The sequence below is a fragment of the Pseudorhodoplanes sp. genome (assembly GCF_050250235.1).
Taxonomy (GTDB): domain Bacteria; phylum Pseudomonadota; class Alphaproteobacteria; order Rhizobiales; family Xanthobacteraceae; genus Pseudorhodoplanes.
The window spans coordinates 66,512-90,614 of the sequence record NZ_JBFWPA010000005.1; the positions used below are offsets into that span (position 1 = coordinate 66,512).

The 24,103-nt window shown below is 65.0% G+C and carries 27 protein-coding genes; 22 read left to right on the plus strand and 5 right to left on the minus strand.

Features of this window, described 5'->3' with window-relative positions; genetic code table 11:
- The first annotated feature begins 53 nt into the window (after nt 1-53).
- From AB7F49_RS04150 to AB7F49_RS04180, 7 genes are all read left to right on the plus strand, one after another.
- Nucleotides 54-629: a head-tail connector protein gene (locus tag AB7F49_RS04150; protein ID WP_428520567.1), complete on the plus strand. Its 576-nt coding sequence runs from the start codon at nt 54-56 to the stop codon at nt 627-629.
- Nucleotides 626-949, plus strand: a complete 324-nt coding sequence (locus AB7F49_RS04155) for a phage head closure protein (protein WP_428520568.1) — start codon at nt 626-628, stop codon at nt 947-949. Before AB7F49_RS04150 ends, AB7F49_RS04155 begins: the two co-directional genes overlap by 4 nt.
- Before the next feature lie 15 nt (nt 950-964).
- Nucleotides 965-1,372: a DUF3168 domain-containing protein gene (locus AB7F49_RS04160; protein ID WP_428520569.1), complete on the plus strand. Its 408-nt coding sequence runs from the start codon at nt 965-967 to the stop codon at nt 1,370-1,372.
- 195 nt (nt 1,373-1,567) lie between these two features.
- Nucleotides 1,568-1,975: a phage major tail protein, TP901-1 family gene (locus AB7F49_RS04165; protein WP_428520570.1), complete on the plus strand. Its 408-nt coding sequence runs from the start codon at nt 1,568-1,570 to the stop codon at nt 1,973-1,975.
- A 12-nt stretch (nt 1,976-1,987) separates the two neighbouring features.
- Complete coding sequence (locus tag AB7F49_RS04170; protein WP_428520571.1) at nt 1,988-2,305, plus strand: gene transfer agent family protein; 318 nt, start codon at nt 1,988-1,990, stop codon at nt 2,303-2,305.
- Nucleotides 2,302-2,490: a rcc01693 family protein gene (locus AB7F49_RS04175; protein ID WP_428520572.1), complete on the plus strand. Its 189-nt coding sequence runs from the start codon at nt 2,302-2,304 to the stop codon at nt 2,488-2,490. Before AB7F49_RS04170 ends, AB7F49_RS04175 begins: the two co-directional genes overlap by 4 nt.
- A complete protein-coding gene (locus AB7F49_RS04180) occupies nt 2,480-3,052 on the plus strand; it encodes a phage tail tape measure protein (protein ID WP_428520573.1) in 573 nt (190 codons plus the stop codon). The genes AB7F49_RS04175 and AB7F49_RS04180 overlap by 11 nt, the downstream gene beginning before the upstream one ends.
- 60 nt (nt 3,053-3,112) lie before the next feature.
- Here the strand turns inward: AB7F49_RS04180 and AB7F49_RS04185 are convergent, their stop codons facing one another.
- Complete coding sequence (locus tag AB7F49_RS04185) at nt 3,113-3,346, minus strand: hypothetical protein (protein ID WP_428520574.1); 234 nt, start codon at nt 3,344-3,346, stop codon at nt 3,113-3,115.
- A gap of 89 nt (nt 3,347-3,435) precedes the next feature.
- Between AB7F49_RS04185 and AB7F49_RS04190 the strand changes: the two genes are divergently transcribed.
- From AB7F49_RS04190 to AB7F49_RS04205, 4 genes are all read left to right on the plus strand, one after another.
- Nucleotides 3,436-4,068, plus strand: coding sequence for a phage distal tail protein, Rcc01695 family (locus tag AB7F49_RS04190; protein ID WP_428520575.1), 633 nt, complete (start codon nt 3,436-3,438; stop codon nt 4,066-4,068).
- Nucleotides 4,069-4,072: 4 nt separating this feature from the next.
- Nucleotides 4,073-4,969 carry a DUF2163 domain-containing protein gene (locus AB7F49_RS04195; RefSeq protein WP_428520576.1) on the plus strand — a complete coding sequence of 299 codons (897 nt, stop codon included), beginning with the start codon at nt 4,073-4,075 and terminating at the stop codon, nt 4,967-4,969.
- Between the two features lie 71 nt (nt 4,970-5,040).
- A complete protein-coding gene (locus AB7F49_RS04200; protein ID WP_428520577.1) occupies nt 5,041-5,475 on the plus strand; it encodes an NlpC/P60 family protein in 435 nt (144 codons plus the stop codon).
- Nucleotides 5,475-9,353 (plus strand): baseplate multidomain protein megatron, encoded by a 3,879-nt coding sequence (locus tag AB7F49_RS04205; protein ID WP_428520578.1) that lies wholly within the window; start codon nt 5,475-5,477, stop codon nt 9,351-9,353. Before AB7F49_RS04200 ends, AB7F49_RS04205 begins: the two co-directional genes overlap by 1 nt.
- Here the strand turns inward: AB7F49_RS04205 and AB7F49_RS04210 are convergent.
- Nucleotides 9,320-9,826 carry a hypothetical protein gene (locus AB7F49_RS04210; RefSeq protein WP_428520579.1) on the minus strand — a complete coding sequence of 169 codons (507 nt, stop codon included), beginning with the start codon at nt 9,824-9,826 and terminating at the stop codon, nt 9,320-9,322. The genes AB7F49_RS04205 and AB7F49_RS04210 overlap by 34 nt on opposite strands.
- A 60-nt stretch (nt 9,827-9,886) precedes the next feature.
- Here AB7F49_RS04210 and AB7F49_RS04215 point away from each other — a divergent pair, with 60 nt between their 5' ends.
- The gene (locus tag AB7F49_RS04215) at nt 9,887-11,668 is read left to right on the plus strand and encodes a DUF2793 domain-containing protein (RefSeq protein WP_428520580.1); all 1,782 of its coding nucleotides are present in this window, start codon (nt 9,887-9,889) and stop codon (nt 11,666-11,668) included.
- A gap of 21 nt (nt 11,669-11,689) precedes the next feature.
- Entirely contained in the window at nt 11,690-11,860 is a 171-nt protein-coding gene (locus tag AB7F49_RS04220; protein ID WP_428520581.1) for a hypothetical protein, read from the plus strand.
- A gap of 14 nt (nt 11,861-11,874) precedes the next feature.
- On the opposite strand, the gene AB7F49_RS04225 is transcribed toward AB7F49_RS04220, so the two are convergent.
- A complete protein-coding gene (locus AB7F49_RS04225; RefSeq protein WP_428520582.1) occupies nt 11,875-13,197 on the minus strand; it encodes a UDP-glucose dehydrogenase family protein in 1,323 nt (440 codons plus the stop codon).
- Between the two features lie 225 nt (nt 13,198-13,422).
- Between AB7F49_RS04225 and AB7F49_RS04230 the strand changes: the two genes are divergently transcribed.
- Nucleotides 13,423-13,986, plus strand: a complete 564-nt coding sequence (locus AB7F49_RS04230) for a hypothetical protein (RefSeq protein WP_428520583.1) — start codon at nt 13,423-13,425, stop codon at nt 13,984-13,986.
- Nucleotides 13,987-14,239: 253 nt separating this feature from the next.
- Here AB7F49_RS04230 and AB7F49_RS04235 read toward each other — a convergent pair whose 3' ends face one another.
- The gene (locus AB7F49_RS04235) at nt 14,240-17,044 is read right to left on the minus strand and encodes an Ig-like domain-containing protein (RefSeq protein ID WP_428520584.1); all 2,805 of its coding nucleotides are present in this window, start codon (nt 17,042-17,044) and stop codon (nt 14,240-14,242) included.
- Nucleotides 17,045-17,415: 371 nt separating this feature from the next.
- Here AB7F49_RS04235 and AB7F49_RS04240 point away from each other — a divergent pair, with 371 nt between their 5' ends.
- The 7 genes from AB7F49_RS04240 (at nt 17,416) to AB7F49_RS04270 (ending at nt 22,173) form a co-directional block, all read left to right on the plus strand.
- Nucleotides 17,416-18,213 carry a glycoside hydrolase family 108 protein gene (locus tag AB7F49_RS04240; protein WP_428520585.1) on the plus strand — a complete coding sequence of 266 codons (798 nt, stop codon included), beginning with the start codon at nt 17,416-17,418 and terminating at the stop codon, nt 18,211-18,213.
- Entirely contained in the window at nt 18,210-18,446 is a 237-nt protein-coding gene (locus AB7F49_RS04245; RefSeq protein ID WP_428520586.1) for a hypothetical protein, read from the plus strand. The genes AB7F49_RS04240 and AB7F49_RS04245 overlap by 4 nt, the downstream gene beginning before the upstream one ends.
- 1 nt (nt 18,447) lies before the next feature.
- Complete coding sequence (locus tag AB7F49_RS04250; RefSeq protein WP_428520587.1) at nt 18,448-18,882, plus strand: hypothetical protein; 435 nt, start codon at nt 18,448-18,450, stop codon at nt 18,880-18,882.
- Nucleotides 18,883-18,943: 61 nt separating this feature from the next.
- Complete coding sequence (locus AB7F49_RS04255) at nt 18,944-19,621, plus strand: nitroreductase (protein ID WP_428520588.1); 678 nt, start codon at nt 18,944-18,946, stop codon at nt 19,619-19,621.
- Nucleotides 19,622-19,747: 126 nt separating this feature from the next.
- Nucleotides 19,748-20,083 (plus strand): hypothetical protein, encoded by a 336-nt coding sequence (locus AB7F49_RS04260; protein ID WP_428520589.1) that lies wholly within the window; start codon nt 19,748-19,750, stop codon nt 20,081-20,083.
- 18 nt (nt 20,084-20,101) lie between these two features.
- A complete protein-coding gene (locus AB7F49_RS04265) occupies nt 20,102-20,770 on the plus strand; it encodes a response regulator transcription factor (RefSeq protein WP_428520590.1) in 669 nt (222 codons plus the stop codon).
- A 35-nt stretch (nt 20,771-20,805) separates the two neighbouring features.
- Entirely contained in the window at nt 20,806-22,173 is a 1,368-nt protein-coding gene (locus AB7F49_RS04270) for an ATP-binding protein (protein ID WP_428520591.1), read from the plus strand.
- Nucleotides 22,174-22,176: 3 nt separating this feature from the next.
- Here the strand turns inward: AB7F49_RS04270 and AB7F49_RS04275 are convergent, their stop codons facing one another.
- Complete coding sequence (locus AB7F49_RS04275) at nt 22,177-23,304, minus strand: linear amide C-N hydrolase (RefSeq protein WP_428520592.1); 1,128 nt, start codon at nt 23,302-23,304, stop codon at nt 22,177-22,179.
- Between the two features lie 273 nt (nt 23,305-23,577).
- Here AB7F49_RS04275 and AB7F49_RS04280 point away from each other — a divergent pair, with 273 nt between their 5' ends.
- Nucleotides 23,578-24,054 carry an RT0821/Lpp0805 family surface protein gene (locus AB7F49_RS04280; protein ID WP_428520593.1) on the plus strand — a complete coding sequence of 159 codons (477 nt, stop codon included), beginning with the start codon at nt 23,578-23,580 and terminating at the stop codon, nt 24,052-24,054.
- The last annotated feature ends 49 nt before the right edge of the window (nt 24,055-24,103 follow it).

A 24,103-nucleotide genomic window follows, 5' to 3' on the forward strand; every position in this document is an offset into this window, starting at 1 on the left:
TGGGTTCCGGGCTCGCGGGCGTGTGCCCGCGCCCCGGAATGACGGAGAAATCCATGTCCGCCATTCTCTTGACGCCACCGGCGCTCGAGCCGGTTTCGCTTGCCGATGCCAAACATTTTCTGCGGGTCGCGCACGACGACGACGACGATGTGATTGCCGCACTGATCGCGGCTGCCCGCGTCCATGTCGAGGCGCAGACCCGCCGCGCGCTGATCGAACAGACCTGGCGGCTGGTTCGCGATGTCTGGCCCGCGGCCGGGCGGCTGCCCGTGCTGCCGGTGCCGCTGGTGGAGGTCGCAGCGATCCGGGTGTTCGATGCCGATGGCATGCCTGAGCTTCTCGATGTCGACGATTTCGCAATCGACCGGGCCTCGGCTCCGGCCGTGCTGGCTTTTGTGCGCGGTGCGCCTCCAGCGCCGGGCAAGCTTGCCGCCGGTATCGAGATCGACATCGTGGCCGGTTACGGCGATGAGCCTGACGCCGTGCCCCAGCCGCTGCGCCAGGCGATCCGCATGCTGGTCGCGCACTGGTACGAGAACCGCGGCGTGATTGCGGCGAGCGGCGAGGTGGCGTCGATGCCGGTCTCCGTGTCGTCGATGATTGCGCCGTTTCGGGTGCTGTCGCTATGAGCAATCCCGGTCTGCTGAACCGCCGTCTCACGCTCGAAGCACCGGTCGAAAGCGCCGATGGTGCAGGCGGCTTGATGCGCAGCTTCGAAAGTGTTGCGACGCTGTGGGCGCAGGTGACGCCGGTATCGGCCGCGCGCACGCTGGAGGCTGAGCGGCTTGGAGCGCGCGTCACCCATCGCATCGGCATTCGCTTCGCCGACGACATCACGACGATGCACCGTTTCCGCGACGGCGCGCGCATCTTCCGCATCGTGTCGCTGCGCGATCGTGACGGGCGCAGACGGTTTCTGTCGATCGAGGCGGAAGAGATCGTTCCGTAATCACCGGAGACATCCATGTCCACAGCAACCGCAGCCTTGCGCGCGGCGATCCATGACGCGTTGAGCGCGGACACCGCGCTCACCGGCATTCTCGGCGGCCCGAAAATCTACGACGAGCCGCCGGCCCATGCGGCGTTTCCGTATGTGACGCTCGGTGAAGCGCGGGTGTCCGATTTTTCCGCGGGCGACGAGTCGCTGCAGGAGCATCAGCTCACGCTGCATGCCTGGTCGCGGCAGGGCGGACACAGGGAAGCGCATCTGATCGCCGGCGCGCTGTTGCAGGCGCTCGATGATACGCCGCTGGCGCCCGACGGCCACCAGCTTGTCAATCTGCGCTTCGCGCTTGCCGATATTCGGCGCGAGTCCGACGGGCGAACCTACCACGCACTGGTGCGGTTTCGCGCGGTGACGGAGGCGATGTGATGCGCTGCGCGCTCCGTCCTTTTACCCTCCCCCTTGTGGGGAGGGTCGATCAGTTGAACGAAGTGAGGATGATCGGGGTGGGGCGAGAGGCGGTGCATTACAGCAACGATCCCCACCCCGGCTCGTTCGCTGCGCTCACTTCGCCGACCCTCCCCACAAGGGGGAGGGGGACAGCAACGGACATTGAGGAACAACATGGCAGCACAAAAGGGCAAGGACCTGCTGGTCAAGATGCATGACGGCAGTGCTTACGTAACGGTCGCGGGGTTGCGATCGCGGCGCATCGCGTTCAACGCCGAGAGCGTCGACATCACGCATGCCGAAAGCGCCGGCCGCTGGCGCGAACTGCTCGACGGCGCCGGCATCAAGCGAGCCGGCGTGTCCGGCCGCGGCCTGTTCAAGGATGCCGCGACCGATGCGCTGATGCGCCAGACCTTCTTCGATGGCGCGGTGAAGAACTGCCAGGTGGTGATCCCGGATTTCGGCATTGTGCAGGGCGCGTTCCAGATCACGAGCCTGGAATTTGCCGGCGAGCATGACGGCGAGGTCACGTACGACATGGCGCTGGAATCCGCGGGCGAACTGACATTCGCGGCGGCATAGGCGGGGAACAGCATGCCCAATCATCACCGTGGCGAGATCGAAGCGGAGATCGGCGGCCGCAAGCGTACGCTGGTGCTTACACTTGGCGCGCTTGCCGAGATGGAAGCGGGGTTCGGCGAGGGCGACCTCGTCGCGCTTGCCGGGCGGTTCGCGCAGGGCCGCCTGAGTTCGCGCGATCTGATCCGCATCATCGGTGCCGGTTTGCGCGGCGCAGGCGAGGCCGTGACTGACGACCAGGTCGCGCACATGGCGTCGCCGGACGGCGCGGAAGGCTATGTGCGGATCGCGGCGGCCCTGATCGAGGCGACCTTCGGGCCGGTCGAGGCATGAGGCCGTTTCCCTGGGACGAGGCGATCGGCTTCGGGCTCGGCGTGCTGCGGCTCTCTCCCTGCGCATTCTGGGCGATGACGCCGCGCGAACTGGCGCTCGCAATCAAGGCGGCGACCGGCGGCGTGACTCCGCTACGCCGCGACGACCTCGCAGACCTGATGACGAGATATCCCGATGGCCGATGATTTCGAAGATTTCGCGTTGACCGGAAACGTGGACGGTCTCGATCGCGGCATGCGCAGCATCGATCGCGCGATGCACGACATCAACCGCAGCGCTGCGCAATTCGGCCGCGCGCTGTCGGGTGCGTTTGCGCAGGGCGTGACCGGCAGCCGCAGTCTCGAGACCGTGCTGAAGTCGCTCACGCTGCGTCTGTCCGATATCGCGCTGCGGCTGGCGTTCAAGCCGGTGGAAAATGCCCTGACGGCCGGATTTGCCGGGCTGTTCGCGGGAGGTATCGGGTCGGGCACAATCCAGCCCTTCGCCTCAGGCGGCATCATCGGCACGCCGACCTATTTTCCGCTGCGTCCGGGCGGCCTGGGACTTGCGGGCGAAGGCGGACCCGAAGCGATCATGCCGCTCGCACGCGGCCCGGACGGACGGCTTGGGGTTGCGGCGTCCGGCGGCGGGCGCGCCAGCATCACGGTGCATATCGCGACGCCCGACGCGGACTCGTTTCGCCGCTCCGAGATGTATGTCACCGGGCAGATCGCGCGGGCGGTTGCACGCGGCCGGCGCGGGCTGTGAGCGCAGGTTTGATGGTGCGCTTTCTTGACGCGAACCGGTTCCCGCTTCGCTCGAAAACCCCTAGACGCGGTCGCGCAGCCCCTTGACGCCCTTGTGCTCGGCGCAATGGTCGCAGCAATAGAACGTGCCGCTCGCTTCGAGGCCGTGGCCGACAATCCGGATACCACAATTCGCGCAGGTCGGCGCCAGCGCATGGATGGCGCATTCGAAGCTGTCATAGGTATGGCTGACGCCGTTCATCGTCACCTGGAACGACTTGTCGTAATTGTTGCCGCAGGTCTCGCAGGTCGCCATGGCACGCCTCCTGGTCTCGATCGATCTACCTCAAGACGCGCCGGCGCCGTCAGTTCCATTTCCCCTTTGACGCAGTCACGGATGCCGGCATGACCACAGCCTTTCACGAAATCCTGTTTCCGCTCGATATTGCGTTCGGCAGCGCGGGCGGGCCGGAGCGGCGCACCGAAATCGTCGCGCTCGCCTCGGGTCGCGAAGAGCGCAACGCCCGCTGGGCACATTCGCGGCGCCGCTATGACGCGGGTTACGGCATCAAGACATTCGATGCGCTGTCGCAGGTGATCGCGTTTTTTGAGGAACGGCGCGGCATGCTGCACGGCTTTCGCTGGCGCGACCGGCTCGATCATTCCTCCGCGGCGCCGGGCGTCTCGGTGACCGCGCTCGACCAGACGCTCGGTTTCGGCGACGGGACGACCGACAGCTTTCAACTGTTGAAGACTTATGGCGCGGCGTTCGCGCCTTACGCGCGGCCGATCGTCAAGCCTGTCGCAGGCAGTGTTCGTGTGGCGGTCGGTGGCATGGAACTGGAGGATGGCTTCGATGTCGATGTGACGACCGGTGTCGTGATGCTGAGTGAACCGCCAGGCCTCGGCGACGCGGTGACGGCGGGCTTTCTATTCGACGTGCCGGTGCGGTTCGACACCGAATATCTGGAGGTCGACATGTCGGCCTTTGCGTCGGGGGCAATTCCGAAAATCCCGCTCATTGAAATCAGGCTGTGAAACCATGCGTGCCATCCCGCCCGCGCTGCAGGCCAGACTGGATTCCGGCGCCACCACCCTGTGCCGCTGCTACATCGTCACCCGGCGCGACGGCATCGTGCAGGGCTTCACCGACCACGACCGCGACATCATACTGAACGATGTCACCTGCCGCGCCGATACCGGCTTTGCCGGATCGGAGGCGGTGACGCGTCTCGGCCTCTCGGTTGATGGCATGGAAGTGTCGGGTGCGCTTTCCGACGAGGCCCTGAGCGAGAATGCGCTCGCAGCCGGGCGCTACGACGCAGCGCAGGTCGACCTGTATCTCGTCGACTGGAGCGAGCCGTCGCTGCACGTCCTGATGTCGCGCGGCCATATCGGCGAGGTGCGGCGCGAGGGCAGGGCGTTCGCGGCCGAGTTGCGCGGACTTGCCGACGCGCTCAACGCGGAGACCGGACGGCTCTATACGCCGACCTGCGCGGCCGATCTCGGCGACGCACGCTGCAGCGTCGATCTAGAAGATGCGTCCTACCATGGCGAGGGTGCGGTGACGGCGCTGACTGGTGTCTCGGCGTTCACTGCCGGCGGGCTGTCGGATTTCGCGGATGGCTGGTTCACCGGCGGGCGGCTGACTTTTTCAGGCGGTGCCAATGACGGCGATGCGATGGAAGTGAAGCGCCACCACGTGGCGGGGGACGTCGTCATCATCGAATTGTGGCAGGCTTTGGCGCTTCCGATCGCACCGGGCGACATGTTTGTCGTTACCGCAGGCTGCGACAAGCGTTTCGCCACCTGCCGCGATCGCTTCGAGAATGTGGCGAACTTCCGCGGGTTCCCGCATATCCCCGGCAACGATTTCATCATCCGTTACGCCACCGATGGCGAGCCGGGCCATGACGGGAAGAGTTTGAAGAAGGCCTAGCTCTCCTCACCCTCTCTCCCGAAAGGCCCTGAAAGGGGAGCGGGAGCGCACCGAATATTGCGGTAACTCCAATGTCCATTACTCCAACACGCATCATCGCGGAAGCGCGCAGATGGATCGGCACGCCGTATCGTCACCAGGCTTCACTGAAAGGGGTCGGCTGCGACTGCCTCGGCCTGGTGCGCGGGGTATGGCGTGCGCTCTACGGCGAAGAGCCCGAACGCATGCCGGCCTATTCGCGCGACTGGGCCGAAGCCACGTCGCGCGAAACACTGGCGGAAGCCGGTGCGCGGCATCTCGTGCCGGTTGCGCACGACGCGATGCGGGGAGGCGACGTGCTGCTGTTTCGGTGGCGTGCGGGTCTTGTCGCGAAGCACGCGGCGATCCTGACCGCGGATGCCACCATGATCCACGCCCATGACGGCGCGGCAGTCGCGGAGGTTGCGCTGGCGCCGTGGTGGCGGCGGCGTCTCGCCTATGTCTTTCGCTTTCCCGGAGTGAACTGATGGCATCGCTCGTACTGTCCGCTGCGGGGAGTGCACTTGGCGGTGCGCTGTTCGGCCCCGCCGGTGCATTCGCCGGCCGGCTCGCAGGTGCGGTCGGCGGCAGCCTGATCGATCAGCGGCTGTTTTCGCCTGTGTCGGCAGCGGCGCCAATCCACGAGGGGCCTCGCCTGCGCGACCTCGACATCATGGTCTCGACCGAAGGCGCCCCGATTCCGCGCGTCTATGGGCGGGTGCGCGTGGCGGGTCAGGTGATCTGGGCGACCGCACTCGAGGAGAAGGTCAAGACCCGCACCGAGGCGGCGGGAGGTGCGGGCGGCAAGGGCGCCGATCCGGCGCCACAGGGGACCACGACGCGCACCTATTCGTATTTTGCCAATATCGCAGTCGGGCTCGCCGAAGGGCCGGTCGCGCATCTCGCCCGTGTCTGGGCCGACGGCAAGCCGCTCGATCCGTCCCGGCTCAATGTGCGGTTCTATCCGGGCAGCGAGGATCAGGCGGCCGACCCGCTGATCGTTGCAAAGGAAGGTGCCGAGGATGCGCCGGCCTATCGGGGGCTCAGCTACGTGGTGTTCGAGCGGCTCCCGGTCGGTCGGTTCGGCAATCGCATCCCGCAATTGTCGTTCGAGATCGTGCGGCCGGTCGGCGCGCTGGAACAGATGGTGCGGGCGGTAACGCTGATCCCGGGCGCAACCGAGTTCGGCTACGATCCCCGGGCCGTGACGCGCCGGCTCGGGCCCGGCAAGCACGCGCCGGAAAACCGGCATGTCGCGCATGCTCCCTCCGATGTCATCGCCTCGCTCGATGAGTTGCAGGCGCTGTGCCCCAATCTCGAACGGGTCGCGCTGGTGGTGTCGTGGTTCGGCGACGATCTGCGCGCCGGAGTCTGCCGGATCCGTCCCCGTGTCGATGGCGCGAACAAGAAGACCGACGGTGCGAGCTGGTCGGTGGCGGGCCTCGATCGCGACGATGCCGTGGTGGTATCGCAGATCGAGGACCGCGCAGCCTATGGCGGAACGCCGTCCGACAACGGCGTTCGCCGTCTGATCGCCGAGTTGAAGGAGCGTGGGCTGAAGGTCACGCTCTATCCGTTCGTGATGATGGATGTGCCGGCCGGCAACGATCTGCCCAACCCCCATACCGGCGTCGCGCCGCAGCCGGCCTATCCGTGGCGCGGCGAGATCACCTGCTTTCCCGCGCCGAATATCGAGGGTTCGCCCGACGGCACCAGCGAAGCAGGGGAGCAGGTCGATGCGTTCTTCGCGGATGGCGGCGCTGCCGGCTGGAATTTCCGCCGCATGATCCTGCACTACGCGGAGCTTGCGCTGGAAGCGGGCGGCGTCGATGCGTTCGTCATCGGCTCCGAATTGAAAAGCCTGACGCGCGTCCGGTCGGCTGCCGGGGTCTATCCGGCGGTGAATCAGCTCGTAACCCTCGCTGCGGACGTGCGTGCCATTGTCGGCGAAGACACGATCATAACCTATGCGGCAGACTGGACCGAGTATGGGACGCATGTTGTCGATGCGATGGCGCAGGAGGTGCGTTTCCCGCTCGACCCGCTCTGGGCCTCGCCGGATATCGATGTGATCGGCATCGACTACTACCCGCCACTGTCGGACTGGCGCGACACGCCCGATCACGCCGACCGGACGATCGCGGATACGATCCATGATCGCGGCTATCTGGCGGCCAATATCGCCAGCGGGGAGGGGTTCGACTTCTACTATGCGGATATGGCCGCGCGTGAAGCGCAGATGCGAACGACAATTGCCGATGGGCTCGGCAAACCGTGGATGTTTCGTCAGAAGGATATCTGGAGCTTCTGGAGCCAGCCGCATTATGAGCGCGCGGACGGCGTCGAACTGACTGCGCCCACCGCATGGGTGCCGCAGTCGAAACCGATCTGGCTCACCGAGACCGGGTGTCCGGCGGTCGACAAGGGCGCGAACCAACCGAGCATTTTTCCCGATCCGAAATCGGAGACCGGAGGCTATCCTCACTTTTCAAACGCCACGCGCGACGACCTGATGCAGCGCCGATACCTTGAAGCCGTGCTGGCGGCATTCGAGGCGGACAGCGCGCTCAATCCGCAGTCCTCTCTGTACGATGGCCCGATGCTCGATCCGTCCGCCATCCACGTCTGGACCTGGGACGCACGGCCCTATCCGGTCTTCCCGCAGGCGAGCGGTACCTGGAGCGATGGCGCCAACTGGCAGACCGGGCATTGGCTGACCGGACGTCTCGGAGCCGCGGCGATGGAGGGGTTGATCGGGACGATCCTGGCCGATGCGGAGGCGCCCGGATGCGACGTGTCGGCACTGGGCGAGGGGCCCGACGGCTACAGCATCGACCGGCCGATGAGCGCGCGCGGGGCCATCGAGCCGTTGGCGCAGGCGTTTTCGTTCGACGCGATGGAGCCGGGCGGCGCGCTTGCCTTTCGTCCGCGCGGCGCTGCGCCCGTGCTCGAACTCAGTGAGGGCGATTGCGTGCTGCCGGATCGCGGCGCGCCTTTGCGGCTGGTGCGTGCGCAGGAAACCGAACTGCCACGTGAAGTTTCGCTCGGCTTCGTCGATGGCCGCAACGACTATCGTCGCGGTGCGGCTGCGTCGCGGCGTCTGGTTGGAGGATCGGCGCGACTGGTGCAAAACGACATCGCGATGGTGACCGGCGGCAAGGCAGCGGAACGGCGCGCGGAAATCTGGCTGCAGGATCTCTGGGCCGGGCGCGAACGTGCCGATTTTTCATTGCCGCCGAGTCGGATTGCGCTGACGCCCGGCGATGTGATCGGCTTGACCGCAGACGGCCGCCGGCGCGTTCTGGAATTGCGCGACATCGTCGATACGCAGTCGCGTGCGGTACAAGCGCGATCGATCGACCCGGAAGTCTTCAATGTGACGCTCGTGCCGGACGCTTCGGGCGAACCGCCGATACCGCCGGCCGTCGGGCCGGTGGAAGTGCGGCTACTCGACCTGCCGTCGCCGGATATCATCGAGCCGGTCGTGCTCACGCGTGCGGCGGTCTTTGCCGATCCATGGCCGGGACCGGTCGCGATCTGGCGCTCGCGCGACGGCTCGTCCTTCGAGCGGGCCGCCATCGCCTTCGCGCCCGCGATCGTGGGCGAGACCCTCGATCCGCTGCCGAAAGGCCCGGCGGGACGCCTTGACGACGCGAACCTTCTGCGCGTGCAAGTCTATGGCGGAGAACTTGCATCCATCTCCGATCTCGCCATGCTGGGGGGCGCCAATCTCGCGGCGCTGCAGCGGCCGGATGGTGCCTGCGAAATCATCCAGTTCGGTCATGCCGAACTGACCGGTGACGGCATCTATGAATTGTCACGGCTGCTGCGCGGACAGGGCGGTACCGAATGGGCGATCGGCGATCCGTTGCCGGAGGGCGCGCCGTTCATTCTGCTGGATGAGCATGTCGTTCCGGTCGCGCGCGGGCTCGATATGCTCGGTCGGCCGCTTTCATTGCGGATTGTCGCCGGAGACCGCGACCACGATGACGGTGCTGCGGTGACCGCGGAAACGACGCCAAGCGGCGAGGCGCTGCGTCCCTATGCGCCGGTGCATTTGCGCGCGGTACGCGAGGACGACGGTATCGTGCTGTCGTGGCTTCGGCGCACGCGGCTCGACGGCGATTCCTGGGACGCGGTGGATGTCCCGCTCGGCGAGGCGGACGAGCGCTATGAATTGGACATTCTCGATGACGGGACGGTCAGGCGCGTACTGACATCATCCACGCCGCACCTGCTTTATCCATCCGCCGACGAGATCGCCGATTTCGGCGCGCCGCTCGACGCGATCGCGGTTCGGGTCGTCCAGATGTCGGCTCTGGTCGGTCGTGGCTATCCGGCGGAAGCGGTCGTGTCCGTAGGCTGAGCTGCGCGCGGCTGGACCGACCATGCGCCGAGCTTTTCCGGTTCGCTTGCCATGTCGCGTTCGATCGCTTGCCAGTCAAGATATCGCGTCTGGCCGGCGACGGCATGGACCGCGTTGATGAAGGACGGGATTCCCCATTTCAGGAATTCGATGAAGCTGCCGTCCGCCATGGTGAGCCGGAACTTCCGCACGAACAGAAACGACACATTTTGTATGCGGGCGATGGCCGGCAGCATGATCGAGAAATCAGCTTCGGCGGGGTTCGCCGGTTTGAATTTGAGCCGGTAGTTGGTCAGGTGGAGCATGCCCAGCACCTTGCGCGGGGCCGACGCGCCAAGCACATAGGGCTTCGCTCCCGCGCCCCCGGCATCGGGGTGAAGCGGCAGCAAGGCATTGGCGCCGAAACTGCGCAGCAGCTTTTCGCCGGGCAGCAACTCCTTCTTCATCAGCAATGCCGCGCTGATTTCGTCCATCGGTTCGACCGGTTCCGTCGCGGCACCGCCGCCGCGGCCTCGCAATAACGGAAATTCGACATGAGCGAAACCACCCACCTCGCCTTGCCCTATATCGCCGCGGCGCAGGCGCAGAAGCATGTCACGCACAACGAGGCGCTGCGGATGCTCGACGCGCTCGTCATGCTCGCGGTCAAGGACCGTGACCTGTCGGCGCCGCCCGGCTCGCCGGTGGAGGGCGACCGCTATCTGGTGCCATTGTCAGGCAGCGGCGCATTCGCCGGCCGTGACAACCAGATCGCCGCCTATCGCGACGGCGCCTGGTCGTTCCATGCACCGCAATCCGGCTGGATTTGCTACGTCGAGGACGAAGACACTCCGCTGCTGTTCGATGGCAGCGACTGGGTGCAGATTCTTGGCGCAAGCCCCGATCTGCAAAATGTCGCCCTGCTTGGGCTTGGCACCATCGCCGATGACACAAACCCGCTCGCCGCCAAGCTCAACAATGTGCTGTGGACCGCTCGCTATGACGGTGAGGGCGGTGACGGCAGCCTTCGCTACAAGCTCAACAAGGAAACCGCAGCCGACATTGTTTCCCTGCTGTTTCAATGCGGATTTTCCGGGCGCGCCGAGATCGGACTGATCGGCGACGACAACCTGGCGGTCAAGGTCAGTTCCGACGGTTCAGCCTGGAGCACGGCGCTCGCAATCGACCGGGCGAGCGGGAAGATGACGGTCGCGTCCGACCCCACGGCGAGACTTGGCATCGCCACCCGGCAATATTCCGACTCCTACATGGTCACCCGTGATCTCGGCATGCCGCGAAACCTCATGCCCGGCATGGCGCCGGTTGCAACCCGAACGGCCATGGGGGCGACGCTGTCAGACAGCGCGAAATGGATCGGCGGCGTGCTCGGTCTCGACGGAAATATCTACGGCATACCCTTCGGCAGCACCGACATCCTGATCATCGACCCCGTGGCCGGAACTGCAACGCGGTCGTCGATGAGCGCAACGCTCACAGGCAGCAACAAATGGGCGGGCGGCGCGCTCGGTCCCGACGGGAAGATTTACGGAATCCCGTATGGCAGCGCCGACATTCTGATCGTCGATCCCGCGGCCGGGACGGCAACGCGGTCGGCGATGGGGGCGTCGCTGTCCGACAGCGCGAAATGGATCGGAGCCGTTGTCGGCAAGCACGGGAAAATCTACGGCATTCCCTATAGCGGCGCCGACATCCTGATCATCGATGCGGTTGCGGGGACGGCAACGCGGTCGGCCATGGGGGCGTCACTTTCCGATAGTTCGAAGTGGATCGGCGGGGTTCGCGGTCCGGACGGAAGGATTTATGGCATCCCTTACAGCAGCACCGATGTTCTGATCATCGATTCCGATGCCGGCACCGCAATCCGCTCGGCGATGGGGGCGACGCTCGCCGGCGGCAACAAGTGGGCCGGCGGCGTGCTCGGCCCGGATGGAAAAATCTACGGCATCCCCTATGCCAGCGCCGACATTCTGATCATCGATCCCGCGGCCGGGACGGCAACACGGTCGACGATGGGAGCCACGCTGTCCGACGGCGCCAAATGGACCGGCGGTGTGCTGGGTCCCGATGGAAAGATTTACGGCATGCCGGTGAACAGTACCGATGTTCTGATCATCGACCCTGCTGCCGGAACCGCAACGAGGTCGGCGATGAGCGCCACGCTGACCGGCAGCGCGAAGTGGAATGGCGGCGTGCTTGCTCCCGACGGAACGATCTTCGGCGTGCCCGTCAACAGTGCGGACCTGCTGCAATGCGGCGCATTTCTCGCCAATTTCTCCACACCTCTGCTGCGAAGCCCCTATCTCAACAAGCTCTGAAAGCGTCGGAAAGGACGAGGCATGGACCGAATCTATTACGTCTTTTCGAAACAGACCGGCGCTTTCATGGGCTCCGGTACGGTGTGGTTCGACGATGAAAGCTTCGGCTCTACCGAGACGCGGTGCGACCACGATCCGCAGACGGAAACGGCGCACTGGAACGGCAGCGCCTGGATCGTCGCGCCGGGCTGATCGCACGTCGCGCGCTAGCGGTTCCGGGCCGGCGCCCGGCCAATCCCGATATAGGCAAATCCACGCTTTTCGACTTCCTCGGCCGGATAGACGTTGCGAAGGTCCACGATCACCGGGCTTTTCATCGAGGCCCGGATCGCGTCGAGATCGAGCGCGCGAAACTGCTCCCATTCGGTGACAATGACCATCGCGTCCGCGCCATCCGCGCAGGCATAAGCGCTGTCGGTGTAGGCCACCTCATTGCTCAGCACGTCGCGCGCCTGCTGCATGCCTTCGGGATCATAGGCACGCACCTTGGCGCCCATGTCCTGCAACGCCGTTATCAGCGGGATCGACGGCGAGTCGCGCATGTCGTCGGTATTCGGCTTGAAGGTCAGCCCGAGGATGGCGACCGTCTTGTCGCGCAGGCTTCCACCCGCGGCGGCGAGGACCTTGCGCGCCATCGCGCGCTTTCTTTGGTCATTGACCGCGACCACGGTCTCGACGATGCGCAACGGCGCCTCGTAATCCTGCCCCGTCTTGATCAGCGCGAGGGTGTCCTTGGGGAAACAGGAGCCGCCGAAGCCGGGCCCGGCATGCAGGAACTTGCCGCCGATCCGGTTGTCGAGCCCGATGCCGCGCGCGACCTCCTGGACATCGGCGCCCACTTTCTCGGCGAGATCCGCCATCTCGTTGATGAAGGTGATCTTGGTCGCGAGGAATGCGTTGGCGGCGTACTTGATCAGCTCCGCAGTACGGCGCTCGGTGTACATGATGGGTGCGCGATTGAGATAAAGCGGGCGGTAGATTTCCGCCATCAGCTCCTTCGCGCGTTCGTCATGCGTGCCGATGACGATGCGGTCGGGATGCTTGAAATCGCGGATTGCGGCGCCCTCGCGCAGAAACTCGGGATTGGAGACCACCGCGAAATCGGCGTCCCCCCGCGTCTGCCGCATCACCCGTTCGACCTCGTCGCCGGTGCCTACCGGAACCGTGGATTTGGTGATGACGGCGGTGAAGCCGCTGATCGCGCGCGCCACCTCGCGCGCGGCGTCATAGACGTAAGTGAGGTCGGCGTGGCCATCGCCGCGCCGCGACGGCGTGCCGACCGCGATGAACACCGCATCCGCCTCGGCGACCGGATCCTTCAGATCGGTCGTGAACGACAGCCGGCCCTGACGGGCATTGCTGGCAACAAGCTCCGAAAGACCCGGCTCGTAGATCGGCATTTCGCCCTGCTTCAGCGCATCGATCTTGCGCGTGTCCTTGTCCACGCAAACGACCTGATGCCCGAAATCGGCGAAGCATGCCCCGGACACGAGCCCGACATAGCCCGAACCGATCATTGCAATGCGCATGCGCTCCTCCAAACGCCCCGGCTGCGCATGGCTTCCGCGCAGCACCGGATCGGTTGGCGCCCGGATGCCCCCCGACGGAAAGCCCTGTAACCGCGAGCCCGCGCATAAGCAAGTATCGTCCGATACCCGAGGCGGGCGACGTGAATCCTGCGGCACGTTCGTTGCGGCTGCGCCTCAGATATCGCCCGCTCCCAACCTGAACCCGTTTTTGGAGATGACGCTGTCATGACATCGTCTGACGACGGCGCGCCGCTGCGCGCCTTTTTGATTCATGGGCTGGCCGGTGGCCGGCCGTTTTATTTTTCCGGCGGGCTCGACGTGCTCGCGCGCAAGCTCAATGCTCAGGGGGTGAGCGCAAGCGTACACCCGCAAGGCTCGTTCCTGCGGCCTTATGGCGAGGTGGGCGCGATTGCCGGACTGGCGCTTGCGGCGGCCGGCAAGGGCGGCCGCGTGGTTCTCATCGGGCATTCGATGGGGGCGGACGCTGCGATCAAGGTTGCCGTCCGGCTGGAGGCGTCGCGCGTCGCCGTGCCGCTTGTGGTCTGTTTTGATCCGACGAGCTTCCGGCTCCTGTTCGGTCCGCCGCCGGTGCCGAAGAATGTCGCGCGCGCTCTCTGCTTCTATCAGAAGATATCTCCGCTCGGCCGCGGCATTTTGAAGGCGGCATCGGGATTCAGGGGGGTGCTTGTGCAGGAGCGCGTCACCACCATCCACAGCGCGGTCGATGATGATCCCGCGTTGCACGCGCGCGTGCTCGCGGAAGTGAAAGCGCTGCGCGCGATGGGCTAGACGTCGCAATCTGTCGCGCGGGTGTCATTGGTGAACCGGATAAGGGCGGCGAGCTACGAGTGTTTCGGAGTCGCAAGCAAGGCTCAGCAGGGTATCGTCATGTCGCTCATGGTTGCCGCCATCATCGTGACCGGCCGTCCGGCAACGGAACGACGGAGCAAATAGCGCGTCCGATGTCGCGGCGGGTGAAGGCGGACGCCGGCGCTCCGTCACTAAGCCTCAACGAACCGCGCGAGACGTCGCCTCGCGGCACTTACCCGATGACAAAGTCGTTCTCGCGCAACTGGTCGAAGAACACACCGGCGAGCGTAATCCTGTTGCCTGCACCGTCGTCGATCACGGCGCCGGCCAGCGTATCGGTCGTGTGCGCCAGGATATCCGCGACGGTGGTGAATACCGAGGCGTGGATTTGGATCAGGTCACCCTTGATGTCGAAATCGGTGATGGTGTTTTCGCCGAAATCCGGCCGGAACAGGAATATGTCCTTGCCCTTGCCGCCGGTATGGCTATTGCCTGCCCCGCCGATGAGCACGTCGGACGATTTCTCGCCGATCAGAACCGCGTTTCCGAGCGAACCATCGAGCACGTCCTTGGACTCGCCGCCGGTCAGGGTCGTGTTGGCACCGGCCTGAAATTTGTGGTTCTTGCCAACGATGAGCACCGACAGCAGCGCCGTGCCGGCGCCGGCATTGCCGTCGGTTACGATGTACTCGAACGTGTCCTGCGGAACGGGACGGGTGGGCAGGCCGCTCTTGTTCGCGACATAGGTGAAGTCGCCGTCGGCCTCGAAGACGATCCGGCCGAATTTTCCGGCGAGGCTCGCGCCGATGGTCCCGCCCGAGACTCCGACGAGCTGGACAGTGTCGCCATCGGGATCGGTATCGTTGGCGAGCACATTTCCCTGCAAGATCTTGCCCTTCACGACAACCGCCGAATCGTCGATCGCCGCGGGCGATTGGTTGGACTGGAGCTGGCCCTGCGTGTCGCTGACATTGGTCAGGAGATCGTCGGTCGCTCCGTCGGTTTCCAGATGCTGATCAATCGTTGCATTGCTTGACGCAATCGCCGTGGCGACGGCACCGGTCAGCGCGCCGGGATCAATGCCCTGAAGCTGCGCCAGGTTATCGAACAACTTGGCGACGATTGCCGGATCGGTGAGGTCGAGGGTCTGGCCGGGGTCGAGATTGTTAATCGCCTCGGCGATCACTGCAAACGCCTCGTTGAGGGCGTCCGCTTCATCGCCGCCGAGGCCCGCCAGCGCGGTGGCCATCGCGATGACCGTGTCGATGACCTTCGCGCCCGCGGCGAAGACGGCAGCACTGCCGGCATGGCCCGCCAGCAGGCCTGCGATCGGATCGCCCAGCCTGATGTCAAAACCAGACGGCAGGTCGAAGGCGGCGAGCAGGTCGCTCTCGTTGACACCGTTGACCAGAAGAGTCGTCAGAGGCGTGATGACGATCGAACCTGACGGCGCCAGCAGCTTTCCGGCGAATGGGAGCCCGGTCGAGATATCGGTTCCGCCAAAAGCAACCAGCTGGCCCGATCCGGCCAGTGTGAAAGCGCCGGTGGCGTCCGTTGTCGTCGACGATTCCCCGCCGTCAAGCTCACCATTCCCATTGGCATCCACAAAGACGGTGGCGCCCGATATGTAGCCATCGGAGACCCGGCGGTTGAACTGAAGGTGGTAGTCTTTCAGGTCATTCAGGCCAATGTTGTTCAGGACGATGGAGTTGCCCTGAAATTCCAGCTTCAGGTGGCCTTCGGGTGTCAGGCTCTTTGCGAACTGGCCGAAGCTCGCGACGCCGCTGCCCTGGATGAAGACCAGGTCCTCGCCGGTGAATTCGGCACCGAGGAAAAAGTCCGTGATGGTATCGTGGCCCCAATTCGGGTCGAACAGAAAGTTGTCGCGGTCGCCACCGCCTGTCAGCCGGTCGTTGCCGCCCATGCCTCTGAGTGAGTCGGTGCCGCCGCGGCCGTCGAGATCGTTGGAAACCTCGTTGCCAATGATCGTATCGCGGCCCTGTCCGCCGATCGCATTCTCGATGATGACGCCGAGAATGCCGTTTCCGTCGAAATCCTTCACGTCCGCGGCGATGGTGATGCCGCCAAGGATCTGGCTCGACTCGGCCAGCACACGGCTGACAAAGCCGCCGCCGCCGGCCTCGTCGCGGAGCGTCGCATAGCGCAGATCGATGGTGGCGATGTCGCTGCCGTCGTAGCGGATCGTGTCGGTACCGCCGGTGTCCCAAATACAAAAGAACCAGGGATTTTGGCCGAGTATGTAAGTGTTGTCGCCCGCCCCTTTTGCGACCGCGCCGTACATCGTCTGAATCGCCGCGATGTCAAACGCCATGGGGGTCGCTGCCCACCCCAATCCAAAATCCGCCGAGGCGTCCCGATCGGTGCCGAAAATCTCGTTATAGGACATGATCGAGTAGGCGATCGAGCTGTGATCGAAATTCCCCTTGTCGCCAACAAAATCGCCGAGATCGCGCGAGCCGTCGGCCTCGAACAAGGTGCCGTCCCGATCGAAATCGACGTCGTTGCCGCTTGGGTCCTTGCCATCGATCCCCGGGAACAGGCCTGTGTCGCCGAGGTGATCGTGGGGATGTTCGAGACCGAGCAGATGCCCGGTTTCGTGAAGCATCGTCATCAACATGTAGCCGCCGGCCTCGAGTCCGGCCACGGTCCACGCCGGGTGATTCACATTGTAGTATGCGGAGAGAATGCCGGTCGTGTCATGCGGCGAGTCGGCGACCGCTGCGGTGTTCGGGTCGTCCGACCCCGTGATCTCCTGGATCTTGGCGGCCGTTTCCTTCCACGAGCGTAGTCTCGGGTCGGTATCGATAGGGGGATCTTCGGATGGTTCCCAGCTGATATCCGCAATCGTGCCCCATGTGTTGATGGTCTGCAGCCACGCATAGACCTCGTTCGTCTCCCAATTGCCGCCGCTTCCATCCGTGCGGTAGCTCCAGTTGAGGTAAAGTTGGCCGTTGCGCAGCGGCAGCGATGTACCGCCAATCGCATCGAGATACGGATTACCGGTATTCAGTGCCACGGGCCGCCCTCCGGAATGCTTGCAATCGCAAGTAGTGCGACGTTCTGGCACGCAGGCGTGGTGCTGCCAAGACGCGAAGGCGTGATGGAACCGTGTTTCCAGCCTGAAGCGGCGGCAAGTTCCACTTGGGTAAAGAGACGAAGTTAATTCCATACAACCCAAAGTGTCTTTTGACATAGCGCTGGCGCGCCGCCGGCGTCCCTTCGCTTTCACGCAAAGCCGTGCCTTCGGGCGCGGCTTTTTCTTTGAGGAGACGACAAAATGGAATGGATCGGATGGGCGATCGTTCTCGGAACGATCGCGATGCTCGCTGCCTATCGCTACAGTTCCGGCAAGTGGCCGCTGCGGCTCGACCTGTAAGGAGCCGCATCATGGCAGCAGCGAATTACGATGCATCACTCGCGCGCGTCCTGAAGCACGAGGGCGGCTATACGAATCATCCGTCGGATCCGGGCGGGCCGACCAACTTCGGAATCACGATCCACGATTACCGCCGCTACATCAAGGCGGGCGGCACCGCTTCCGATGTGCGCAACATGAAGCTTGCGGATGCCGCGAAAATCTATCGCGCCCGGTACTGGCATGCATTGCGATGCGATGAATTGCCGGCCGGGCTCGACTATGCGGTGTTCGATTATGGCGTGAATTCCGGCATCGGGCGGGCAGCCAAGGTGATGCAGCGGCTGCTCGGTCTTGGCAGCGGTACGGCGATGACCGATGCGGTGATCGCGCACACAAGCAACGCCAGTCCGTCCGCGCTGATCGGGCGGCTTTGCGATGAGCGGCTCGTCTTCCTGAAAAGCCTGCGCACCTGGCCGGTATTCGGCGCGGGCTGGGGACGGCGCGTCTCCGACGTACGGCGCGATGCGCTCGCCATGTCGAAGGGTGCCGCGACAGCGCCTTCGTCTTCCGTCGATACGGCGGTTCCAGGCAAGGGAAGCGTGCCGAAGCCGACGACCGCGCGGGTGGCGACATCCGCCGGCGCAGTAGTGGCGAGCGGCGGCGCGGCGCAGGCCGCCGCATCCTACGGTGCGTCGTGGTCGGTCGTCCTTGCGATCGTCGCGGGCGGTGTGTTGTGCGCGGCAGCGGCGTGGATCGGCTGGACGCTCTGGCACAAGCGCAAGCAGGAGACGCCGGCCGTCATCCCGTCATCGGAGATCACGTCATGAGTGCGGTGCTGCTCTGGCTGCGTGACAAGCTGAAAGGCTGGCGCACCGTGCTTTTTGGCGGCGCTGTCACGCTCGCCGGTGCCGCGCTCGATCTTCTCGATGCGCTGCAACTCGTGGACATTTCGCCGTTGCTGCCGCCCGAGCATGCCCTGAAGATCATCGCCGCGATCGGCGTCGTGACGGTGGCGCTGCGGCTCGTGACCACGGGCCGGGTGGGAAGCAAGGATTGCTGAGATGCTGACCACGATCCTGTTCAGGCTTGCCGGCTGGTTCGGCGGCGGTGCGTTCGATGGGTTGCTTGGGCGGCTGGCCGATCTGCTCCAGCGCAAGGCGAGCGACGACCTCGCGCGTTTCCAGACTGGGGTGCAAGCCGATACCCAGATCGCGATTGCCCAAGTCAATGCGCAGATCGAGGCGCGCAAGGAGCAGGCGAAGCTGCTGGAGGCCGATCGCGGCTGGTGGGTGACCGCATGGATACGTCCGCTGATCGTCTATCCGTGCGTGGTGCATTTCGGCGCGATCGTGATCGACTCGACTTTCCGGCTGGGCTGGGGCATCGCCAAGCTGCCGCCGCCCTATGACGGTTACGAGCAGGCAATCATCCTGTCGTTCTTCATCGCGCGGCCGTTCGAGAAGGTGGCGCGGGTGTTCGTGATGGGGAGGGGGTAGCAAAACTTTGCGAAACCGGTCGGTCTCCGTAAGAGTGTTCGCGTCTTCGGAGATTGTCCCAATGCACGTTCGCGACGCCGTCGCCTCCCGCTTTTCCTGCCGCGCCTTCCTGCCGACACCGATCCCCGAACAGACCGTGCGCGACATCGTCGAGACCGCGGCGCGCGCGCGGTCGGCCGGCAACATGCAGCCATGGCGGATCGACGTGATCGCCGGCGAGCGGGTTGAGGCGCTGAAAGCCTTGCTGCGTCCGCGCATGGGCGAATTGCCGCGTGGCGAAGGTGCGGAATACACGATCTATCCGCCCGAGATGAACGCGACCTTCCGCAAGCGGCGCTTCGAGGTCGGAGAGCTTCTCTACAAATCGATCGGGGTCCCGCGCGAGGACAAGCCGGCGCGCTACCGGCAATACGCCCGCAACTTCGAATTCTTCGGTGCGCCGGTCGGCCTTTTCTTTTCCATCGACCGCGACCTCGGCGTGGCCCAGCATTCCGATCTCGGCGGCCTGATCCAGACCGTGATGCTGCTGGCGCGCGGCCATGGCCTGCATTCCTGCGCCCAGCAGGCCTGGGCCTTCTGGCATGTCACCGTGCCGGCCTTCCTGGAATTGCCCCCGCACATGATGCTCTATTGCGGCATGGCGCTCGGCCATGCCGACGAGACCGCCGCGATCAATGGCTGGCGCTCGCCCCGGGCGCCGCTTGCGGACTATGCGACCTTTTCCGGCTTCACGGCCTAGTGGAGCGGATTTGACATTCGCAATTTACCCGGCCGCGGACCACGAGCGTCCGACCGGATGAATTTGCCGCAGTTCCGCCATGCCGCATTCACCCCATATTCACGGCTGGCCCTCTAGACGCTGGCAATGTCACTCCGATTTCCGATTCTTTTTGTGGCTTTGCTGGCGCTGCCCGTCGGCATAGCCGACGCTGGCGCGGCAGAGCTGCGCACCTCCGTCGCGCAGGCCCGCGGCCAATGTCTCACGCCGGCGCAGCGCCGGACGGTGGCGGCCGCGGGGAAGGTGGTTCCGCTCGCCAAGGCGATACGCGCGGCGAGAGCCCGCAGGGCGGATGTGGTTGACGCCAAGCTCTGCAAGGGGCCAAAAGGACTGGTCTACCTGCTGACTTTGCTCGCGCAGGATGGCAAAGTCACGCGCGCCACCGTCGACGCCGCGAGCGGCCTGCTCACGGACGGTGGTTGATCCGGAGGGTTTTCAGCCTTGCGTCTCCTCGTCATCGAGGACGATCCCGACCTCAACCGCCAGCTCGCAACCGCCTTGACCGACGCAGGATATGTCGTCGACCGCGCGTTCGATGGCGAGGAGGGGCATTATCTCGGCGAGACCGAGCCCTATGACGCGGTGATCCTCGATATCGGCCTGCCCAAGATGGATGGCATTTCGGTACTGGAAGCCTGGCGCCGCGCCGGGCGCGCCATGCCGGTGCTGATGCTGACGGCGCGCGACCGCTGGAGCGATAAGGTGCAGGGCTTCGACGCCGGTGCCGACGATTACGTGCCGAAGCCGTTCCACATGGAAGAAGTGCTGGCGCGGGTCAGGGCGCTGCTGCGCCGCTCGGTCGGCCACGCCAAGAGCGAGTTCAATTGCGGTCCGGTCCGTCTCGACACCCGTACCGGGCGGGTCGCCGTCGACGGCAATCCGGTCAAGCTGACCAGCCACGAATACCGGCTTCTATCCTATCTCATGCATCATACCGGCCGGGTGGTCTCACGCACCGAGCTGGTCGAACATCTCTACGATCAGGATTTCGATCGCGATTCCAACACCATCGAAGTCTTTGTCGGCCGCATCCGCAAGAAGCTCGGGGTCGATGTGATCCAGACCGTGCGCGGGCTCGGCTATCTGCTGACCCCGCCCGATGTGCGCTAGCGTTCCAAGCCAGGCGATGACGGAGTAGGCGGCCGATGCGCGCGAATTCACTGGCGCTGCGGCTGTTTCTGTGGGCCGCGGGCTGGACGCTCGCGATTGTGCTCGTCACCGGCATCGTTCTGTCCTCGCTCTATCGTGACGCCGTCGAGCGCGCCTTCGACGGCCGGCTGCAGGTCTATCTGCGGACGCTGGTCGCCGATCTTGCCGCTCCCGAAATCCCCGACGACAAGCTTGCCCAAGGTGTCAGCGAGCCGCTGTTCGAATTGCCGCTGTCCGGCTGGTACTGGCAGGTGACGCAGATCGACAGCGCCAAGCCGGAAATCCGGGCGTCGCGCTCGCTCTGGGACGGCGGCCTGCCGCGCCTGCCGGTACCAACCGCCGCGGCCGCGCTGAGCGTGCGATCCGGCTATGTCAACGGTCCGGAAGACCAGAAGCTTCGGCTGGTCGAACGCAATGTCGACCTCGGCGAAGAGGGCAGTTACCTTGTCGCCGTGGCCGGCGATGCCGCCGAAATCGAGGACGACATCCGCAGCTTCGATCGCGCGCTGTTCATCACCTTCTGCGCGCTCGCGCTGGTGCTGCTGCTCACCACTGCATTCCAGGTTCAGTTCGGACTCGCGCCGCTCAAGCGCATCTCGCAACAGCTCGCCGCCATCCGTTCGGGACAGGCCGAGCGGCTGGAAGGCAATTTCCCTGTCGAGATCGCTCCGCTCGCGCGCGAGGCCAACGCATTGCTCGATGCCAATCGCGAAATCGTCGAGCGTGCACGGACCCATGTCGGCAATCTGGCGCACGCGCTGAAGACGCCGCTCTCCGTGGTGATGAACGAGGCCGCGACCCGTGCCGACGATCCGTTCGCGCAGAAGGTGCGCGAGCAGGCCGACGTCATGCGCGACCAGATCGCGCGGCATCTCGAGCGCGCACGGATGGCGGCTCGGCTGACGGTCGTGGGCACCGTGACCGAGGTTGCGCCGGTCGTGCTTTCCATTTCGCGCAGCATGGAAAAGATCAACCGCCACAAGAACCTGCGTCTCAAGGTCGATGCGCCCGAGGACGCGCAATTCCGTGGCGAGCGGCAGGACCTCGAGGAGATGGTCGGCAATCTGGTCGACAATGCCTGCAAATGGGCGCAGGCGCGTGTCTCCATCGAGGTGTTGAAAGAGCGCACCGACGACGAGCGGCAGGTGATCCGGGTCATCGTGGACGACGACGGACCGGGCCTCACGCCGGCAGAGCGCGAGCAGGTGGCACGGCGCGGACGGCGGCTGGACGAGACCAAGCCCGGTTCCGGGCTCGGTCTGTCGATCGTGGTCGAACTCGCGGGCCTCTACGGCGGCAGCCTGACGCTGGGTACCGCACCGCTCGGCGGACTGCGCGCCGAACTGGTGCTGCCGGCGGCGTGAGTCCTATTTCGATGCCGCCGCGTTGGTTTCCGGCCGCAACGCTTCCGGGCCAGCCACCGCTTTTGGATAGGGGAGATCGTTGACGAGCTTCGCCATCGGCTTGCCGTCGGCGAACACCGCATTGAGATCGATGGTCAGATAGTTCAGCCGGTTGTTGTAGTCGGCGATCTTGAGCACGTTGTTGGTCAGGTCCTTGACCACGATCCATTGCGTGTAGTCGTTTCCGAGCGTGCCGTCCGGCTCGCGATATTGCGCAACGCCGACCGGAACATCGACATTGTTGAGGATATGGGCGACGGTCTGGACGGCTTCGTTTGCGGTCTTCGGCTGCGTCGCCGCCTTGCGAAGCATCGTGGCGCGGACAAATCGCGACGGCGGCGTGTAGTCGCCCGGCATGCCGATTCCGCCACCGCCCTGGCCAAGCTGGGTGAGGTTGACCGCGCCGATGTCGCGCTGCGGCACGCCGATCGTCGAAAGGCTCAGATAATTGCGGATATTGTTGATGTGCCAGTCATAGGTCGGCGCATTGGTCAGCACGCCTGCGATGTTGTCGTGGATTTTCAGCTCGCCGCCGACATACTCGACGACCATGCCGCCGCCGTCACGGTCTACGAAGACGAAGTGCAGGGTTGCGGGCGTCGGGCCGGTCGGAAGCGAATCGTCGGCCCATACCTTCATGGTCTTCAGCGCTTCGCGCAGTTCCGCGACATTGGTGAAGTTGCCGAGCGCCCAGGCGCCAAAGGTGAGTACGGACTGATACTCCTTATCCTGCGGCGTGACCGTCTGGTATTGCGTGAAGCCCGGCAGGAAATTGGCGCTCATCGAGAGCCCTTCGGAATTCTGCCCGTCGAGCAGCGCGCCGCCGGGAATGATTCCGGCGCTGACACCCACCACCGGATATTTCGTCACCGCCGTCTTCGCAGGCAGGCCGGTCGATTTCGGTGCGATCAGAGAGAGCGTGGTGCCTTTCGGCTGGCTGACCAGCGTCCATTTCATGTCGTAGGCCCATTCCATCGTCCGCCCGGCGACGACGCTCTTGTCCGCGGCGATCATGTCGACCGCGGTGCAGGCGAGTGCGGCGCCCGCCGCGGTCAGCAATGGAAGTGCGATGGCGACGGCGCGGACAATCATGTGAGGCCCCGATGTTGGTCGAATGGCCGCCTTGTAGCGCCCGGACTTTAATATTGTGGTCGGCGAACGCATCGAATTTTTCGATTGCGCAAGTGTCTGCCGGCGCTCCGCCGCAAGCGTCGTCTTGGGCGTGGCGCGGTTTCTTTACGTTTTGGTGGCTATAACGTCCCCTAGACGGACGGGCGCGGCCAATCAAATGCCGCATTCCCTGTTGTTTAGTAAATGCCTCGCCGCAATCTCTCGCGGCGTCGGGGAAGTGGCACCGGAGGGGGCATGCGTTCGATCGGAGCAGTGATCGCGGGAGCGGCGTTCGTCGCCGGTTGCGCCGGCGACCCGGCCACCGGAACCGGTCCGCGTGAAAATACCGGCACGCTGGTCGGGGCGCTCGCGGGTGCGGCCATCGGTTCCCAGATCGGCGGCGGCACCGGCGAACGGATCGCCGCCGGTGTGGCAGGCGCCGCCATTGGCGGCCTGATTGGCAACCGGATCGGCGCGGCCATGGATGACGAGGACAAGCGCCGCGCCTATCACGCACAGATGGAAGCGCTCGACCGCGGCGCCCCGGGCGCCCCGGTGGGGTGGGAAAATCCCGATTCCGGCCGCCGCGGCACGATCGTGCCCGGACCGCAATTCGACCGTCGCGGGCTGCCCTGCCGCAGCTTCACGCACACGATCTATATCGACGGCCGCCCGCAGGTCGCCCGTGGCGAGGCCTGCCGCAATCCCGACGGCACCTGGACCCTGGTCTGACCTCAAGACGGGGTTCACCTAACCGCTTCTTAACACGCAGCCGCTATTG

What these genes read in the sequence shown, in the direction of transcription:
- AB7F49_RS04210 (WP_428520579.1), bottom strand. Translation starts at nt 9,826, where the DNA reads ATGGACGAAATCAGCGCGGCATTGCTGATGAAGAAGGAGTTGCTGCCC.
- AB7F49_RS04270 (WP_428520591.1), top strand. Translation starts at nt 20,806, where the DNA reads ATGCGCGCGAATTCACTGGCGCTGCGGCTGTTTCTGTGGGCCGCGGGC.
- AB7F49_RS04150 (WP_428520567.1), top strand. Translation starts at nt 54, where the DNA reads ATGTCCGCCATTCTCTTGACGCCACCGGCGCTCGAGCCGGTTTCGCTT.
- AB7F49_RS04225 (WP_428520582.1), bottom strand. Translation starts at nt 13,197, where the DNA reads ATGCGCATTGCAATGATCGGTTCGGGCTATGTCGGGCTCGTGTCCGGG.
- AB7F49_RS04280 (WP_428520593.1), top strand. Translation starts at nt 23,578, where the DNA reads ATGCGTTCGATCGGAGCAGTGATCGCGGGAGCGGCGTTCGTCGCCGGT.
- AB7F49_RS04255 (WP_428520588.1), top strand. Translation starts at nt 18,944, where the DNA reads ATGCACGTTCGCGACGCCGTCGCCTCCCGCTTTTCCTGCCGCGCCTTC.
- AB7F49_RS04175 (WP_428520572.1), top strand. Translation starts at nt 2,302, where the DNA reads ATGAGGCCGTTTCCCTGGGACGAGGCGATCGGCTTCGGGCTCGGCGTG.
- AB7F49_RS04180 (WP_428520573.1), top strand. Translation starts at nt 2,480, where the DNA reads ATGGCCGATGATTTCGAAGATTTCGCGTTGACCGGAAACGTGGACGGT.
- AB7F49_RS04200 (WP_428520577.1), top strand. Translation starts at nt 5,041, where the DNA reads ATGTCCATTACTCCAACACGCATCATCGCGGAAGCGCGCAGATGGATC.
- AB7F49_RS04190 (WP_428520575.1), top strand. Translation starts at nt 3,436, where the DNA reads ATGACCACAGCCTTTCACGAAATCCTGTTTCCGCTCGATATTGCGTTC.
- AB7F49_RS04245 (WP_428520586.1), top strand. Translation starts at nt 18,210, where the DNA reads ATGAGTGCGGTGCTGCTCTGGCTGCGTGACAAGCTGAAAGGCTGGCGC.
- AB7F49_RS04275 (WP_428520592.1), bottom strand. Translation starts at nt 23,304, where the DNA reads ATGATTGTCCGCGCCGTCGCCATCGCACTTCCATTGCTGACCGCGGCG.
- AB7F49_RS04160 (WP_428520569.1), top strand. Translation starts at nt 965, where the DNA reads ATGTCCACAGCAACCGCAGCCTTGCGCGCGGCGATCCATGACGCGTTG.
- AB7F49_RS04195 (WP_428520576.1), top strand. Translation starts at nt 4,073, where the DNA reads ATGCGTGCCATCCCGCCCGCGCTGCAGGCCAGACTGGATTCCGGCGCC.
- AB7F49_RS04250 (WP_428520587.1), top strand. Translation starts at nt 18,448, where the DNA reads ATGCTGACCACGATCCTGTTCAGGCTTGCCGGCTGGTTCGGCGGCGGT.
- AB7F49_RS04165 (WP_428520570.1), top strand. Translation starts at nt 1,568, where the DNA reads ATGGCAGCACAAAAGGGCAAGGACCTGCTGGTCAAGATGCATGACGGC.
- AB7F49_RS04230 (WP_428520583.1), top strand. Translation starts at nt 13,423, where the DNA reads ATGACATCGTCTGACGACGGCGCGCCGCTGCGCGCCTTTTTGATTCAT.
- AB7F49_RS04155 (WP_428520568.1), top strand. Translation starts at nt 626, where the DNA reads ATGAGCAATCCCGGTCTGCTGAACCGCCGTCTCACGCTCGAAGCACCG.
- AB7F49_RS04260 (WP_428520589.1), top strand. Translation starts at nt 19,748, where the DNA reads ATGTCACTCCGATTTCCGATTCTTTTTGTGGCTTTGCTGGCGCTGCCC.
- AB7F49_RS04170 (WP_428520571.1), top strand. Translation starts at nt 1,988, where the DNA reads ATGCCCAATCATCACCGTGGCGAGATCGAAGCGGAGATCGGCGGCCGC.
- AB7F49_RS04220 (WP_428520581.1), top strand. Translation starts at nt 11,690, where the DNA reads ATGGACCGAATCTATTACGTCTTTTCGAAACAGACCGGCGCTTTCATG.
- AB7F49_RS04215 (WP_428520580.1), top strand. Translation starts at nt 9,887, where the DNA reads ATGAGCGAAACCACCCACCTCGCCTTGCCCTATATCGCCGCGGCGCAG.
- AB7F49_RS04205 (WP_428520578.1), top strand. Translation starts at nt 5,475, where the DNA reads ATGGCATCGCTCGTACTGTCCGCTGCGGGGAGTGCACTTGGCGGTGCG.
- AB7F49_RS04185 (WP_428520574.1), bottom strand. Translation starts at nt 3,346, where the DNA reads ATGGCGACCTGCGAGACCTGCGGCAACAATTACGACAAGTCGTTCCAG.
- AB7F49_RS04240 (WP_428520585.1), top strand. Translation starts at nt 17,416, where the DNA reads ATGGCAGCAGCGAATTACGATGCATCACTCGCGCGCGTCCTGAAGCAC.